The sequence below is a fragment of the Sporocytophaga sp. genome (assembly GCF_017745095.1).
Classification (GTDB): Bacteria; Bacteroidota; Bacteroidia; order Cytophagales; family Cytophagaceae; genus Sporocytophaga.
Genome location: NZ_JAGHZZ010000009.1, coordinates 194,344 through 210,802, shown reverse-complemented (window position 1 = coordinate 210,802; position 16,459 = coordinate 194,344). Strand labels below are relative to the sequence as shown.

16 protein-coding genes are annotated in these 16,459 nt (G+C 33.7%); 4 read left to right on the top strand and 12 right to left on the bottom strand.

Features of this window, described 5'->3' with window-relative positions; all coding sequences use genetic code 11:
• Positions 1–7: 7 nt before the first annotated feature.
• Positions 8–946 carry a glycosyltransferase family 4 protein gene (locus J7604_RS15720; protein ID WP_293897364.1) on the bottom strand — a complete coding sequence of 313 codons (939 nt, stop codon included), beginning with the start codon at positions 944–946 and terminating at the stop codon, positions 8–10.
• Between the two features lie 394 nt (positions 947–1,340).
• On the opposite strand from J7604_RS15720, the gene J7604_RS15715 reads away from it, so the two are divergent.
• Positions 1,341–2,528: an acyltransferase gene (locus J7604_RS15715; RefSeq protein WP_293897362.1), complete on the top strand. Its 1,188-nt coding sequence runs from the start codon at positions 1,341–1,343 to the stop codon at positions 2,526–2,528.
• 155 nt (positions 2,529–2,683) lie between these two features.
• Positions 2,684–4,054 (top strand): hypothetical protein, encoded by a 1,371-nt coding sequence (locus J7604_RS15710; protein ID WP_293897360.1) that lies wholly within the window; start codon positions 2,684–2,686, stop codon positions 4,052–4,054.
• Positions 4,055–4,065: 11 nt separating this feature from the next.
• Here J7604_RS15710 and J7604_RS15705 read toward each other — a convergent pair whose 3' ends face one another.
• The 11 genes from J7604_RS15705 to J7604_RS15655 form a co-directional block, all read right to left on the bottom strand.
• The gene (locus J7604_RS15705; protein WP_293897358.1) at positions 4,066–5,286 is read right to left on the bottom strand and encodes a glycosyltransferase; all 1,221 of its coding nucleotides are present in this window, start codon (positions 5,284–5,286) and stop codon (positions 4,066–4,068) included.
• Positions 5,286–6,164 (bottom strand): glycosyltransferase family 2 protein, encoded by an 879-nt coding sequence (locus tag J7604_RS15700; RefSeq protein WP_293897356.1) that lies wholly within the window; start codon positions 6,162–6,164, stop codon positions 5,286–5,288. Before J7604_RS15700 ends, J7604_RS15705 begins: the two co-directional genes overlap by 1 nt.
• Complete coding sequence (locus J7604_RS15695; protein WP_293897354.1) at positions 6,164–7,162, bottom strand: glycosyltransferase family 2 protein; 999 nt, start codon at positions 7,160–7,162, stop codon at positions 6,164–6,166. The genes J7604_RS15700 and J7604_RS15695 overlap by 1 nt, the downstream gene beginning before the upstream one ends.
• A complete protein-coding gene (locus J7604_RS15690; protein ID WP_293897352.1) occupies positions 7,152–8,033 on the bottom strand; it encodes an alpha-1,2-fucosyltransferase in 882 nt (293 codons plus the stop codon). The genes J7604_RS15695 and J7604_RS15690 overlap by 11 nt, the downstream gene beginning before the upstream one ends.
• Before the next feature lie 21 nt (positions 8,034–8,054).
• Complete coding sequence (locus J7604_RS15685) at positions 8,055–8,996, bottom strand: glycosyltransferase family 2 protein (protein ID WP_293897350.1); 942 nt, start codon at positions 8,994–8,996, stop codon at positions 8,055–8,057.
• Entirely contained in the window at positions 8,993–10,147 is a 1,155-nt protein-coding gene (locus J7604_RS15680) for a glycosyltransferase (protein ID WP_293897348.1), read from the bottom strand. Before J7604_RS15680 ends, J7604_RS15685 begins: the two co-directional genes overlap by 4 nt.
• A complete protein-coding gene (locus J7604_RS15675) occupies positions 10,126–11,022 on the bottom strand; it encodes an NAD(P)-dependent oxidoreductase (protein ID WP_293897346.1) in 897 nt (298 codons plus the stop codon). Before J7604_RS15675 ends, J7604_RS15680 begins: the two co-directional genes overlap by 22 nt.
• A 5-nt stretch (positions 11,023–11,027) precedes the next feature.
• Positions 11,028–11,834 (bottom strand): TylF/MycF/NovP-related O-methyltransferase, encoded by an 807-nt coding sequence (locus J7604_RS15670; RefSeq protein WP_293897344.1) that lies wholly within the window; start codon positions 11,832–11,834, stop codon positions 11,028–11,030.
• Positions 11,835–11,843: 9 nt separating this feature from the next.
• A complete protein-coding gene (locus J7604_RS15665; protein WP_293897342.1) occupies positions 11,844–12,389 on the bottom strand; it encodes a DapH/DapD/GlmU-related protein in 546 nt (181 codons plus the stop codon).
• 65 nt (positions 12,390–12,454) lie between these two features.
• Complete coding sequence (locus J7604_RS15660) at positions 12,455–13,660, bottom strand: ABC transporter ATP-binding protein (protein ID WP_293897340.1); 1,206 nt, start codon at positions 13,658–13,660, stop codon at positions 12,455–12,457.
• Between the two features lie 5 nt (positions 13,661–13,665).
• Complete coding sequence (locus tag J7604_RS15655) at positions 13,666–14,508, bottom strand: ABC transporter permease (RefSeq protein ID WP_293897338.1); 843 nt, start codon at positions 14,506–14,508, stop codon at positions 13,666–13,668.
• A gap of 238 nt (positions 14,509–14,746) precedes the next feature.
• On the opposite strand from J7604_RS15655, the gene J7604_RS15650 reads away from it, so the two are divergent.
• Positions 14,747–15,868 (top strand): DegT/DnrJ/EryC1/StrS aminotransferase family protein, encoded by a 1,122-nt coding sequence (locus J7604_RS15650; protein ID WP_293897336.1) that lies wholly within the window; start codon positions 14,747–14,749, stop codon positions 15,866–15,868.
• Between the two features lie 5 nt (positions 15,869–15,873).
• Positions 15,874–16,452 (top strand): acyltransferase, encoded by a 579-nt coding sequence (locus J7604_RS15645; protein WP_293897334.1) that lies wholly within the window; start codon positions 15,874–15,876, stop codon positions 16,450–16,452.
• Positions 16,453–16,459 lie beyond the last annotated feature (7 nt).

Genomic DNA, 16,459 nt, shown 5'->3' with positions numbered 1-16,459 from the left:
TTTGTTATTAAGAAAATAAACTTAAAAATTTCTCCTCATTAGATTTTACGGAATAATTATTTACAATTTTTTCTCTGGCTTTTTTACCCATTTCAGAACGCAGCGGAGCATCATTTATAAGATCTGTAAGATGCTTCAGCCAATCAGCTTCAGAATCGCAAACAAATCCATTAATTCCCTGATCTACGATTTCTGTATTTACTCCAACAGGAGACACTACAGCAGGAATTCCCAGGGCCATATACTGCAAGGCTTTAAACCCACATTTGCCTCTTGTCCATTCGTTATCGGCAAGGGGCATAATTCCTATATTCATTCCAAGAAGGTCCTCCTGCTCAGTCTGTTCGTTCCATTTTACGAACTTCATCTGAGGGAATTCAAAATCAGGTTTTTGATTAGATATGACTAACAATATAAATTCTTTGATCTGATGTAATTTTCTCAGAAAAGGAATCGCCTGTTCGAGATAAATCATCGTGGAATGCGTGCCAGTCCAGCCGATTACGACCTCGTCTGTATTTTGCTCTTTTAGTTTGAAATGAAGTTGTGCTGTATCTATGGTTGTAGGATTAACTACAACATTCTTATTGAACTTCAAGGTATGATTTCTCAAGTGAGAATTCCCACAACTAACTTTATATGACCATTTGATAATTTTATTAACCTTGGCAGGATTCTTAGCCACTTTAGTAAAAAAGTTTTCCTTGCCTGTCTGAGCCATCCAAATAGCATCGTCGAAATCGTAAATAATTTTTTTTCTTAACACTTTACCAAGAACCCATTCAAAGACAGGTGGCCCGACAGGAGAAGCTTCCCTGTGAATGAAAACGTATTCGTACCTGTAAGCAGTAAATAATATGCAAAATCGTCTGAAAAAACCTGAAAGTAAACCTGCAATTTTTAAGGATAAATTTCCTTTGGAATACAGAATATTCCAAGTATTCATACCAATAAAAGATTGGAAAACAGGCTCTATGTCATTTATTTTTAATAAATTTATGTACTGTTCAAATCGGAATCTTTGAGAAGGTGCGGAATTTAAGGGATAAGGGATTAAGAAGAGGACTTTCGGCATATGTAAACGATTCCTAAATATACATTCGGAAAAGTAAGAAAAAATTAAAATCCATTTCCCGATTTTTATTTAAACGTAAATCTTTCTTAAAATTTATACTTCTATTATTTAACAATAAAACGTCATTAGATAGTAGTTTCTACTCGTAATAACATCTTACCTCAACTGTATTCATAACCGTACTATGAAGAATTATTTTATCTGTCAGGACATTATCTTTCTCCTATCAAATTATAAAAATCAAATATATTTGTACCATTCATGAATGCTATTCCAGACCATGCTTAAAGAAAACCGCGAAAAGCAAATTATCCCCAATCTCAACGCATTGAGATTTATCTCAGCCTTCTTCGTTTTTCTAGTACACTATTTCAACTATATTAATCCAAGTCAAGTTTATAAAAGCCAGATAACACAATGTCTGTATCACTACCTTATTTCAAAAGGAAACCTGGGAGTTAATTTCTTCTTTGTCCTAAGTGGTTTTCTTATTACTCATTTGCTTATTGCTGAAAAAAATTTAACAGGAAGCATTTCTGTAAAAAATTTCTATTTACGAAGAATTCTCAGAATCTGGCCAATATACTATTTTATATTCTTCTTGGGTTTTTTTATATATCCATTATTAACTAGTAAATTCTCGCTTCCAGCATTATCTGAGCATGCTACGTGGTTTGCGGCATTTCTGGGCAATATCGACAGATCTTACACCGATTTTACCGGTATTGGATGTGACTTATTAGGCATTATGTGGACGGTATCGGTAGAAGAGCAATTTTACCTTTTCTGGCCATTGTTGTTTTTTTGCTTTTCTTCCAGAAAACTTATGGTTTTAGTATTTTTATTGATTTGCTTTTCGCTTGCTTTCAGAATTTACAACTTTACTGATTACCGTTTTATTTATTTCCATACATTTTCCGTGATGAGTGACCTGTTGGTAGGTTGTTTTGCTGCATTTGCAATTAATGAATATCCGACACTAAAGTTCAAAATCGAAAATTTAAGCAACAATACTATCCGATTTTTCTATTTGAGTTTCTTCTCTTTCCTATTATTTCAAAAAGAGTTGTACATGGTTATACCTTTGCTTGATTACTTTGACCGACTAATTTTTTCACTTTTTTGCATATCCATTATTCTACATCAGGCATATTCTAAAACCGGATTCAAGGTGGGGCAAATCAGATATCTGGAAAATTGGGGAATTATAAGTTATGGTTTCTATGCTCTTCACTTACTAAGTATCATGTTTTTTCAAAAACTGTTATTAATCCTTAAAATCGAAGCTTCAGATACTTCAATATATTTCTTACTTGGCATAGTGCTTACATTTTCCATATCAATTATAATAAGCAATTTAAGCTATAATTATTTTGAAAGTCCATTTTTAAAATTAAAAGAGGGATACGTCAATAAAGGGGATTTAAACCGATTAGCAACGCCTGAAAGATAGGGTGATTCATACCTCAAAGGGGGTATACTATAGGAAAAAAAGGTTCGTTTTTGGGTGAAGTAGCAAATTTAAAATAACCAGGTATTTCTTCTTTTTTGATAAATTGCCGGATTCATAAATATTAAAAACAACTTCATATTTTCTAGGGCTGACAAATGCTGGAAATAAAAGATTTACTGTTAACTCCCATATACTTATTTGTTATTTATATTCTTGCCTTGATATATAGGGCAAAATATGTTAAGGACAAGGAGGACAGGAAATATTTTTTACCTGCTTTAATTGTAAAAATCATAGGTGCCGTATGCCTCGGTCTGATTTATAATTACTACTACAAAGGAGGGGATACATTTAATTATTTCTATCATATCAACTACATCCACAATTTATTTTACTCTGATCCGCTCTCGGCTTTAAAGCTGCTTACAATAGATAACAGTTCTCCAAATTACGATTTGCTGATCCACACAAGTAACCTCTACTTTACTCAAGATCCTTCCAGTTATTTTCTAATAAGACTTGGAGTTCTTATTTCCCTTATTTCATTTGGAACCTATACCATTATAGCAATATTCTTTGCCCTTATCAGCTTCTTAAGTGCCTGGAAATTATATTTGGCTTTAAATAGATTATATCCTGACCACCAAAAAGAGATTGCCATCAGCATATTTTTCATTCCATCGGTTGCATTCTGGGGTTCAGGATTGATGAAAGACAGTTTAACACTTGCAGCATTGTCCCTTGGTTTTTGCTATTTCCTAAAATATTTCATTTTAAAAGAAAGGAAAATATTATATCTATTCATAATTCTCCTAATGCTATATGTCTTAAAGTCGGTGAAAATATATATAGCAATGTGTCTTATTCCATCTATCCTTATCTACCTTTTTGTATATTTAAATTCCAAGATCAAATCGAAGTCTTTAAGATTCTTTGTTAAGCCTATATTTCTTATTATAGGATGTGTGCTTGCGTATTTTGCTATTACAAAAGTTTCAGAAACAGATTCACGCTACAGCCTTACCAACTTCCTTCAAACAGCCAAAGTTACTTCAGGGTGGATATCTTATGTGAGTTTAAAAGAGGGAGGCTCCTACTATTCATTAGGGGAATATGATGCTACATTGTCCGGTTTGCTGATGAAATTTCCACAGGCAGTCTGGGTAAGTTTATTCAGACCTTATCCTTGGGAATCCAAAAACATTGTAATGATATTGTCGTCACTGGAGAGCTTTTTCTTTTTAATCTTTACTTTTTATGTATTATTTAGGCAAAGCCCTGTCAAATTTTATCAGAAAACAAGCAATGATCCTTACCTTCAGTTTGCTTTTCTTTTTTCGATCACCTTTGCTTTTGCAGTAGGGGTATCTACTTATAATTTCGGAAGTCTTATGCGTTATAAAATCCCTATGATGTCTTTTTATTTATCCTTTTTATTTATTATTAATAAGAGCTATAATGCGTCTGAAATAAAGAAAATTAAGAAGAAAAAACGCTTACCATTTTTAAGGTCAAACAAAATTTAAATTAGGGTATCTTATTTATCATTGCAGTATACCTTTTGGTAAACTTCTTCTGCAATTTTAAATGTTCTTTCTTCGCTTGCTATATTACGGATCCTTTTATAAAGTGCTTCTCTATCTTCTTTTAGCAAAGTATTGATTTGCTTTATTACAGACAAATACCCCTCCTGGTTAAAGGTTTTAATTATAGCTCCAATTCCATTCTTTTCAATTATATCGGAATTGTCCGAGATGTTCTCTGTTATTACTACAGGTAAACCCATAGCCCAATATTCTCCTGTTTTGATTGGAGAACCATACCTTTTTGAAGGTACCGGTTTAAACGGCGTAAGTCCAAAATCTCCTAACCCCATATAAATAGGAACTTCATTATGAGGAACAAACTTTATTGTTATAATTGCAGGATTCAAATCTGAAGCTTTACAATAATTTAAAATCTCTTCTTCTTTGTGACTTGTTAAAAGCAATACCCTAAAGTCCTGTTTCCAATAGTCGTAGGCTACTTTAAACAAATCAAATATCTCTTTTTCCAAGTACATACTACCAAACTTACCTGCATATACGCAAACAATTTTATCCCTTAAGTTTAGGGAATCGAGTAGCTCTCCATTTTTCTTTTCAAATCTTTGAAATAATTCCAGATCTACACATGCTGGTTTTACAAGAAAGTCAGACGTTTTTAGCAAACCATATTTAGTTGCAGCATACTCCTTCATACCTTCCGCAGCGGCGATAACAAATGCCGCACGGTTAGCCTGAAGTGTCTCAAATTTAAATAACATTTTATACGCTAAACTATTTTTCTTCCAAGTCCCTGTCTCTACCATTGTTTCAGCATGAGGCTCAAAACTATCGATTATAAGCTTGATATTTAAAATTTTTGAGAGGACATAAGCTATTGACCCTGCTGGTGTGCAAAATGAGTGAATGGTATTTATTCTTTTAATCTTACAAAAAAACAGCAGATATATTAAATTGAATAGTTGTCTTAAAATACCCCGAAGTCCAAATCTATTATAGGTTAAAGGGACCCATTTGAAATAATCTACTTTATTAAGCACATTCCTTTTAGGCTGAACCCTATACTTCTTCTGTTCAAATGTTACTACAAAGAGATTTGAATTGGGAAGGCATTTTTCTTTTATGATCTTTACATAAGGTAAAGTATAAGTTTGGACCAGTGCATCACCAAAGCTCCAATAAGTTAAAATCATAATATTCTTATCTTCCTTCATCAGAATAAATGTTTAACTATTGCGTAAAATCTCCTTTTAAACATTATGGCTGGATCTTTAAAGAAGCCTTTTAATAGAAAAAACAGACTTCTCATCATCTGCTTTTTTGAAATGGCCAGATGAAGAGAAATATAAGTATCACAACTGGCTTTAAGTTTGTGGATCTTTCCGCGATAAAAATTCACTATGTCTTTGTTTGATAAGATAATATCCATAAAAATGTCAAATCGCTCAATCAATCTTTGATAATTTATCTCATAAACGCTCCTCTGGCTATGATTAATAATAGATGAGGTAATTTCATTGGAAAAAAGAAACCTATACTTCGGCGCAAGTCTGAGCCACAATTCCCAATCTTCAAGTCCTGAAAGCTTTCGCTCTTCACAGAAAAGATTTCTTTGAGCTATATCCCTTCTTAAAAAGACTCCATTACAGCTTAAAAAATTCCCTTCGATTAGCTTTTCATTTATGCCTTCGTCCATGACAGGTGCTTCCCATAAGACTCGTCCGCCTTCGTTCTTTACTTCATATCTTTGACAAAAGACCTCAGGCAGATTGAACCTTTTGATATGTTCAACAGCTTTCAAAAGGTGATCCTCATAAAATATATCATCAGAATCTATGAAAGTAATATAATCACCTTGCGCAATCATTGTTCCCGTATTTCTTGCCGCACCTCGTTCATAATTAACAGTTTTTTTAATAAAAGTAATTCTTTGATCGTTAAATGCTTTTATTATTTCCTCTGTATGATCTGTGCTTGCATCATCAACAAATATCAGCTCAAAATTCGTGTACCTCTGGTTCAATACTGAATTTAAGGTATCCTTAATAATATGCGCCCTATTATAAGCTGGTATGATAACTGATAGCAGCATTACCTTCGTGTTAACCTTCTTAAACTTGATATTAAAAGTGCGGGAAAATATTTTGACCTAAAATTAAGCTTACCTAGATCCTTTTCTATATAAAACTCATAATCTATTGTTTTTACTAGCTCACTTATGTTATGCGCCTTTTCCAGAGACAAAGCATTGTAGTGATAATGTGCCTGAATAAACAGATGATATAATAAAGATTTTCTTAAATGATCCACGTCGATTCTCTCGGAAAGCTCGAAAACGCTCTCTTCCTCTTGGTAAATACCAACTTTTGAAAGCCACTGAATCATTTGAGATCCACGACTCACTGATCTTAAAATTTTGCTAAATACCTTTGCCCAATCTTTGGCAAAATTTAAATCGTCATTGGATTTGCTGTACTTATGGATTCTATATTTTGAAAACAAATCGTCTACTTTCATAAATACGAAGCCAGCCAGAAAAGCTTTGGCATAAAACTCAAAGTCCATTCCGTAATGCAAACTCTGATTAACTCCACCAATTTTATCCCAAACCTTTTTTCTTACAAAGGATGAAGGTTGCGGAAACGGGATATATGCAAGGTATTTAAACTTAAGGTCCTCTTTGTCTTTTCCGATAACCTTTTCATTTATCTTTTCTCCAAATAACAATGCTTCTCCATGAATTATATCTGCATTAGGATGGTTATTAAAATATTCGTTTACTCTAGCTAATGTTCCCGGCAACAGCATATCATCACTGTTAAGCCACATTATTATATCTCCATTAGCCTTTTTTAGTCCTTTATTAATAGCTTCGCTTTGACCCTTATCAGGCTCGCTTATCCAATAAGTTAAATGTGATTCATACTTATGAATTATTTCTACAGAGTTATCACTGCTGTTCCCATCAATAATTATTAATTCAAGATTATCATAGCCCTGATTAATAACAGATACGATCGTCTCTTCAAGATATTGTCCCTGGTTAAATGAGGGAGTAATAACAGATATTTTATTCTGATTAAAACTCATCGATAATTCTGAAATCTTTTAGTTCAAATAAATTATCAAGATTTTTTATCATGTAAAGGGGTTTCTCACCATAAAATGACGCCCACATTGTATATGTACTCGGTGGCCCTGCTATGAAATGGCACTTGCTTAGTATATACATATCATCTAATTCAAATCCCGGCCCCAATTGAGCAGAGATATCCTCCTTATTAAAAAAATCGAGATTTAGGCTTTCATTTGAGAATAAGATAAAATGAATTTTCTCATTCTTAAAAAGGTGTTGAATTCGTTTCATCTGATCCAGGTATTGATTATCGGAATAATAATAGATTCCGTTTTCAAAAGTAAAATAATCTCCCCGACGAATGTGAATTCCTACTAGAATAGAGTAATCAACTTTCTCCAATTTTTGAACATAGGCATCTATCCTTTGAGAATAAAATTTTTCTGGGGTAAAATATTTTATAATTTCAGATTTGTTTTTTTTCAGCAAATTGTTTCCCCGGAACTTCCAGCCGTTGAGCAGTACTAGCTTCTTTTGGCTTTTCATCAGAATATAGCTTTCTTCTATATCAAGTTCCTCTTCTCCTTCAAGCGCAATTGTTTTAAGAAACCGTCCCTTTACTCCAATTCTTATTATAACTGCAAATGCATAATAAGAAAAGTTGAATAAGAGTCTCCTAAATGTCTTTCCAAATTTACCTCTTGCTATTGATTCTGTTCTGGGATATTTTACAATAAGATTCTGGCTTCCTTCAAAATAATCTGCATACTCATCGAATGATGGATTTATTATAGTTAGGCTATATTCCTTGGCTATCGCAATTAAAGATGCGAAAACTATTAATCGATTTCCAAGTTGTCCGGGTTTATTACATACAACAATCATAACATTGTCACGTGATAGGTTCTATTTGGCTAAAGTTTCTCTCAGCCCCTTGTTCCAGCTATTTCTAATTGTGAAAAACCTATAAAACAACAATGGTTTAAAACCTGCTTTAATTAATTGCTTCAAAACAAATCCTAATCTAAATGAAATAGTATGTTGCGCATACGATTTTATTTCTCCTGGAAACATCTCAAATAAAGCCTTGTAATAGGATCTTGATATATTGAAATTTAAGTCAGTTAAATATTTCCGTGATGTTCTTTTCTTAGGAATAATGTGTGTCAAACGAAGATCCGGAGAGGTTCCTGAGGCAATACCAGAAAGCATCGCAGCCCAAACTATTTGAGAATCCTCAGCACTTGACAAGCTATCTTTACTTCGTCCTATTGCCGTAACCATTCCCAATTCAAATCTTTTTAAATATTCTTCAAATATATCTTTTCTCACAGAGATCCCAGATCCAACGGGATAATAATCAGGCCACCCTTTTACACATCCATATTGCAAATATTTTAGTTTCCTGTATTGGAACATATCTTGAAAATATTTTTCAATCCAGGTCGGGACACCATCTATAAAATTAACTTCAATATCCCCTGCCCCCCATATTCCCACCCATGGGATATTCTTACTTATAACTTTCAAATTCTGTATGTAATCTAAAGCCAGAACATTGTCGTCGTCGGCGAAAATTATGAATGATCCTTTACTTTCATTAAATCCGGCTATGCGTGCATAAATAAGACCTTGACGCTTCTCTTCAATTACTTTAAATCTTTGGTCTTTCTCCAAAAAATTCTTCACAACCAGATTTTTTTTTAAGCTCTCGGTAGAATTGTTATCCACCAATATAATCTCATATTCGACATCAGAGGCTAATTGATTTAAACAAGCATTAACACATTTTTCCAGAAGACGTGCATCAGGATTATAACTACATATAACAATTGAAAATAAAATCATACTTCAAACACTTTCTCAAGGGCTTCTTTAAATTTAAATATCTCTGCAGAATAATCCCTTACTTCAATTGGTTTTGGATTATTATACACATCAAGCAAAATTGAAGCAAGAACTTCATAATTAAATGGATCAAAGAAATACACATTCTCTGATATTTGCTCTTTATTCACACTTATATTCGTGGCAATAACTCTGTGATTTAGCGCCTTGACATCTTCTATAACAGTGCTCCACCCTTCGAACAAAGATGGTTGTACTACCGAAATTGAATTCTTCATTAAACAAAGCTGCTCCTCTCTCTTTATAAAACCTGTATATACAATATCCTCTTCTAGATTATTTAATTTAATAAAATAATCTAGTTTTAACTTCAAGTCCTTATCTCTTGTACTGGAAGTCTTTCCAGTAAAGACCATTTGAAAAGGTAAATTCTGTCGTTGCCTTTTCAGAATGGCCATAGCTTTAAGGACATTAATATGGTTTTTATGAGGCCAAAACTGATTCGCAACTAGGTAATATGGCTTTTTTAGATTGTAAGTATTAAGTAAAAACTTAATATCAATATGATGAAAAGCGGGCAAAAAAGACGTAAAATTTAAGACCTTTAAATTATTAAGATGAGAAGGATAAAACCTTTCATAATCTCTCTTTGAATCATAACTACTCAGAACCATATCGATCCTGAGTTTAGAAATTCTATTTAGATACAACGTATCATATTCAAGGTCTCTGGGAGAAAAATATATTGGGTAATGGAATTCTTGAAAATCCGGTTTCCAAATAATTTTATGTTTTATATAATCACATTCAGTCTTTTCTGAATAGGGAAAAATACAATCGAGGTTATTCGGAAATTTTTTATCGGAGAGATTAATTAAATTTCTTTTGACAAGCTCTCTTGAAATCTTATTAATTCCGCGTTGAAACAAATTTGGTATGGTATTTTTTGACTGATAAAATTCAATATAGGGATATCCTATTTGCTTCAATTCCTCAATAGGGCTGTCCGCCCTATGCAGAATTATCAACACTGGCTTTCTACTGTCTTCTATCAGAGTGAAGGTCCTGACTATGTTTAATATATAAATAACCATGGCCGGAAGGTTGTTGTAGCTTTCTAAAAATAAGCCTACATGTTTTCTTTTAACCATTGCAAATAAATTGATAAACCACTTTCTATGCTTATTTTCTGAAAATAGCCAAGTTCTTTAATTTTATTAATATCCGCCCTCCAGTTTAATGGATCGCCTTCCCTGACCTGTTGGGTAAATAAAATTTCACCTTTATAATCAGCCAACCCAAGAAAATAGGAAGCAATCCAATCTATGGTATATTCTTTACCATTAGCTATGTTATAAGCTTCACCATTCTTGTTTCCTTTTGCTATAATAAGATCCACAGCATCCAACAGGTCTTCTATAAATATAAAATCCCTCGACTCCTTGCCCGTTCCATAAAGATGCACTCTTCCAGTTCGACTCTTTTGATATATGTCCCAAAGAAGTAATTTTGCCTGCCCAGGTCCATAAACAGAGAAGGGCCTTATACTGAAAGTAGAAATTCCAAATATTTGTGAGTACTCCTTGCAAACAAGCTCTCCCATATATTTATGCCATCCGTAAGGAGACAATGGAGCAATTTCAGTCTTTTCCGAAACTGGTAATGAAGCTGGATTGCCGTAAACTGCTGCACTGGAAAAATTCACAAACACCGTTTTGAGTCCTACATTTTTTATTGCATTAAGAATTATCGAAACCTTTAGTGTATTTGCTTCTAAATCTGCCTGTGGATTTTCTAATGAGAAATTGATGTTAGCATTTCCCGCAGCAAAAAAGCAGTAATCCGGTTGAACAGACTTTAGTATCTTTTCATAGGGAATGGCATTTGGAAGTACCTTAAAATATTTATATGAAGGATTAACATTATCAATTAAATCAATGCCAAAAACCTCATAGTCTCTCTTCAAATAGTGCTCAGTTAAATGCCTTCCTATAAATCCACAACTACCAATAATTAAGACCTTCATATTACTTACTTCTTTATGATTATACCCTGTCCAGTAGGCAGAGATAGAATTTGTACATCTTTCTCCTTTGCAAATTTGTCAAAGGCTTTCTTTTGTTCAATATGTTTCGGAAAGCCATAATCATCAAGAATAACAACTCCACCTCTTACAATTTTATCCCAATAAAATCTTGCCGCAGCAATTTCCGGCTCAGCGCAATTCATGTCAATGCTCAGATAACAGATAGTTCCTGTTTCAACTTTTGATAAACTATGAGGAACAATTCCCTTAATTATCTCAACATTTTTAAACGGGGCAAAGGTCTTTAACACCCTTTCATAAACATTATCATACTGTCCTATATAAGAAGCTATTCCTGCATTCTTTTCCTCCTCCGACACCATTGACTCTACCAAACCTTCATACGTATCAAAAAGGTAAAACTTTTTATCCAATTCTTCAAAATTCAAATAATCTACAATTGCTCGAGCATATGCTCCAGTATTTACCCCACATTCCACAAAATCTCCTTCGAGATTTTTTGCTAAACTAGCAAACCAACAAACTACGTAAACCCTCCATTGCAAGGTGAAATTTGGCCATGGATTGGTAGCTTTTGCGTGTTGATATGCCTTAGCAAATTTTTCTTCATTAATAAAGTCACAATTATTACTAGTAATTAATCCATCTGCAAAGAATGTGACATTTCCCTGAAGTTGCTCAGGGGTAAATAACAAGCTATTATAAAATATGGAATTATAATTTTTTATAAACCATTTCGTCCGAATTCTAAGCGTCCTCAAAAAAGAAGGAATAAACTTTCTAAGTTCCATATTTTTCTTTTACTCAACCTGTTTTACCACCTGCGCTGGATTGCCTCCAACAATCAAGTTTTTGCTAAAGCTCTTTGTTACCACACTTCCAGCTCCAACTATAACATTCTCATCTAAGTGCACTCCTTTCATTACTATTGAATTGAAACCAATCCAACAATTTCTCTCTATTACTATTTTACCAAACTTCACATTTGACCAGTCTTTAAACTGATATCCTTTTTTCCAGGCTACCACATCATTTTTTCTTTCTTCAAAAGATATTGAATGTGCATTCGTATCAATTATTGTGCAGCCCCAAGATATCATGACATCATCTTTGATTTCAACAGAATCGTAACAATAAATTTTTGTCCCCTCTCCTATAAATACTCTATCACCAATTGTAACCTTAGAATCATGCTTATATAAAACGATGTCGCAATGAATTATAGAATCCTTTCCTATTTGAACATTTAAATTTCTCTTCCTTGCATCGTAAATCATTATGTCCATAAAATTTACATTCGCCCCATCCTCTACATTGATATTCCCATTCAAGAAATAATTCTTCATCTTAAGCAATTTGCTGTCAAAAAAATATCTAAATCGATAATAAAGCTTCTTCAGATACAATTCCATTAATTCACCACTTTATAGTCGAGAATAAAATTTCCGTAATCGACGCCTTCAAACAGAGCCATATTTGATCCGTTATCCTGAATTTTAATCGGGCATATCATTTCAACCAGGTCATAGACTTTGCCATGTGGAAAAAACAAAGCAATTCTGAATGCATAACTATTTGGTGCAATTATTTTTGCCGGATATTCAATTTTTATTTTATAAATATCTTCACCAAGATTTTCAAATTTTTCCAAATCTTCAATCAATGTTGTTAAATATTCTCCGGTCTTGCTTTGAATTGTACAGGAAAGTTTAACACCTCTTGCAACTGATGAATTTTTGATAATAATTTCAATCAGAATTTTCTGGTCGAAAACGAATGAGTTGGTCTGCTCGTTTTTTTCATTCAATGTTCTGGCTGACCTTATATAAATTTCTTTCGAGGAATTTTCACTGATGTATTGATCCTCTTTACTTTGATGATTATTAATATAAAAATCAATAACAGAAGCAGGGGTATTATCCTGAACCAATGCGCCATTATTAAGCAATATGGCTCTCTTGCATAGTTGAGAAACTATCCCCAATTGATGACTGACAAATAAAATAGTTCTTCCACTTTTACTTATCTCCCCCATCTTTCCTATGCATTTTTTCTGAAACTCTGCATCGCCCACTGCCAGCACCTCATCTATTATTAATATTTCCGGTTCAAGATGCGCAGCGACAGCAAATGCCAGTCTTAACTGCATTCCGCTGCTATAGTGTTTAAGCTGAGTTTCAAGAAACTTTTCTACTCCACTGAAATCTATTATCGAATCAATTTGCTTGACTATCTCACTCTTCTTTAGTCCGAGAATAGATCCGTTTAAAAAAATATTCTCTCTACCTGTCAATTCTGGATGAAAGCCTGTACCGACTTCTAACAGACTTGAAATTCTTCCTCTGGATATAATTTTTCCTTCCGTGGGAGATGTGATCTTAGATAGGATCTTTAATAATGTAGACTTCCCGGCTCCATTTCTTCCGATAATTCCTATACTATCGCCTGGATATATATCAAATGAAAGATCCTTCAATGCCCAGAAGTCCTCTTTTTTACTTGTCTTCTTACCGGTAAATAAGTCCGTTATAGTATCTCGCAACGATAGGTACCCTGCTCCTTCCTTATTAATCCGGTATTTTTTCGAAATATTTTTTACTTCAAGTATTGGTTTCATAATTATCAGGCCAAATCAGCAAAGTAAGCTTCTGTTTTTTTGAAAATCAAAATACCCAGGACCGCTATAATTAAGGCAGAGCCTCCGCTTATCAAAAGAGGTATGATATCTACTGAAGTACTTGTAAGACCTGCTCTGCTCAAATTTATCGCTCCTGTCATTGGATTTAAGGCGAAAAAATATTTAGCCCAATTTGACTTAATAATAGAAACAGGGTATATCACTGGTGTGAGAAATAATGTAAGCTGAATTATAAATGGTATGGTATAGCGAAAATCTCTATATTTTACATTCAAGGCTGAAAGCAAAGTACCTAATCCAAAAGTGGTTAAAATAGTTAACGAAAGTCCTAATGGAAGAAAAACAAAAAACCTTAATGGAATTGAGAATCCTACAATCAACGCTAGCCCTATAAAAAGAATAAATGTAAAAACAAAATCAAACACGGATACAAGCAATGCAGATACAGGAATTATGAGTCTTGGGAAATAAATCTTCTTAATAATATTCGCATTTGAAACCATACTATCACCTGAATTGGTAAGTCCGCTGGAGAAAATATTCCAGAACATCAGTCCGGAAAATACAAATACAGGATATGGCAACCCCATTGAAGGTACTTTAAGCAATTTTCCAAAGAAAACTGAAAATACCACCATTGTAATAAAAGGTTGCAACACAACCCAGGCTACTCCCAGGTAAGTCTGTTTATACTTTACTTTAATATCCCTCCAGGTAAAAAAATAAAAGAGTTCTTTATATTGCCAAAGTTCACTAAGGTTTAACGAAAGATTTCCGGCGGGTTTTATTTCATATTCAATTCTTTCTAAATTTTCTATTTCACTCATGAAATCTATTCAAATAATGGATTTTTACGCTTAGAAATGATTTTCAGTTTATTTCTACGTCCCTTTTTAATCATTCCGCTATAAAAACGCTATTTTAAGGATATTTATATTTTAATATTTTTGGGGACCTTCATTCTAAAAGACGCGGTTTTAAGTCTTTTATTTAAATTTACATTTTAATAATCTCTCCTTCAAAGGAAGGAAGAACTTTTTAAATTATTGAGTAAAAAAACAAGGAATGCAAATAAAGCTGGTTGATCTGGAAAAACAATATTTCCGATATAAAACTGAAATAGATAATGAACTGGGACGAGTCATTTCTTCTACTCATTTTATTCAAGGACCTCAGGTAAGATCTTTTGAATCTGAACTTTCCAAATTTATAAATATTCCTTTCTGCATCAGTTGTGGAAATGGAACTGATGCACTTCAGATCGCTTTAATGGCTTGCGACTTACAGGAAAACGCTGAAATTATTATCCCGGCCTTCAGCTATGTCGCACCTCTTGAAGCAGCAGCATTATTAAAATTAAAGCCGGTATTGATAGATTCTGATCCAACTTCCTTTAACATAGATCCGCTAAAAATTCCACCCTTAATCACTGCACAAACCAAGGCTGTTATTCCTGTCCATTTATTTGGTCAAGCCTGTGACATGGAATCTATTAAAAAACTTACTGAAAAAACAGGAATCAAAATTATTGAAGACAATGCCCAGTCCCTTGGATCTGAGCACATTTTAAAGCAACAAAAAGTCAATGCCGGTTCAGTTGGTGATATAAGTACGACTTCTTTTTTTCCATCCAAAGTTTTAGGATGCTTCGGTGATGGTGGAGCTATTTTCACTTCTGACAATACTCTGGCTCAAAAAATTAAAATGATAGCCAATCATGGTCAGGCGCAGAAATATCAGCACGAAATAGTCGGGGTAAATTCCAGGTTGGATACAATTCAGGCGGCAGTTTTATCTGTCAAATTAAAATATCTTGTTGAAGATATTTCAAAAAGACAAAAAGTCGCGGAATTTTATAATGAAAAATTTGCTGTCATTGAAGAAATTGTCACTCCAGTTATTTCTTCAGGGAATAGCCATGTTTTTCATCAATATACCCTTAGAATTAAGAAAAAAAGAAACGACCTCAAGAAATTTCTTGAAGAAAATGGCATTCCTTCAATGATTTATTATCCAGTCCCACTTCACCTTCAGAAAGCTTATGAATATTTAGGATATAAAAAAGGAGATTTTCCGGTAGCCGAACTGCTGGCAGAAGAGGTACTTTCTCTCCCCATGCATCCGGATCTTAATCCCGAAGAATTATCTTATATTGCGAATAAATTACTGGCTTTCTTCAAAGCCTAATTTTTATGCCTGAGAATTATTTTGTACATGAAACCGCAGTAGTAGATCCTGGTTGTACCATAGGAGAAGGCACCAAAATCTGGCATTTCTGTCATATTATGCCTAATTCCAAAATCGGGGACAATTGTTCACTGGGACAAAACGTTGTTATATCACCAGGGACCATTCTGGGTAATAATGTTAAAATTCAGAATAACGTCTCCGTATATACAGGTGTCGAATGTGAAGATGATGTCTTTCTCGGTCCTTCAATGGTTTTTACCAACGTAATAAATCCGAGAAGTGCGATTGTCAGAAAAAGTGAGTATAAAAAAACACTCGTTAAAAAGGGGGCTACAATTGGCGCCAACGCTACAATTATTTGCGGAATCACCATCGGAGAATTTGCCTTTATTGGAGCAGGCACGGTTGTGACAAAATCAGTTCAACCATTTGCCCTAATTACAGGAAACCCTGGCAGACATAAGGGCTGGATGAGCGAATACGGGCATAAATTACAGTTTAATGAAGCCGGAATTGCTGTTTGCAAAGAGAGTGGACAACAATACGAGTTAAAAAACAGTACAGTAAAGAGAATTAGTTAATATTATA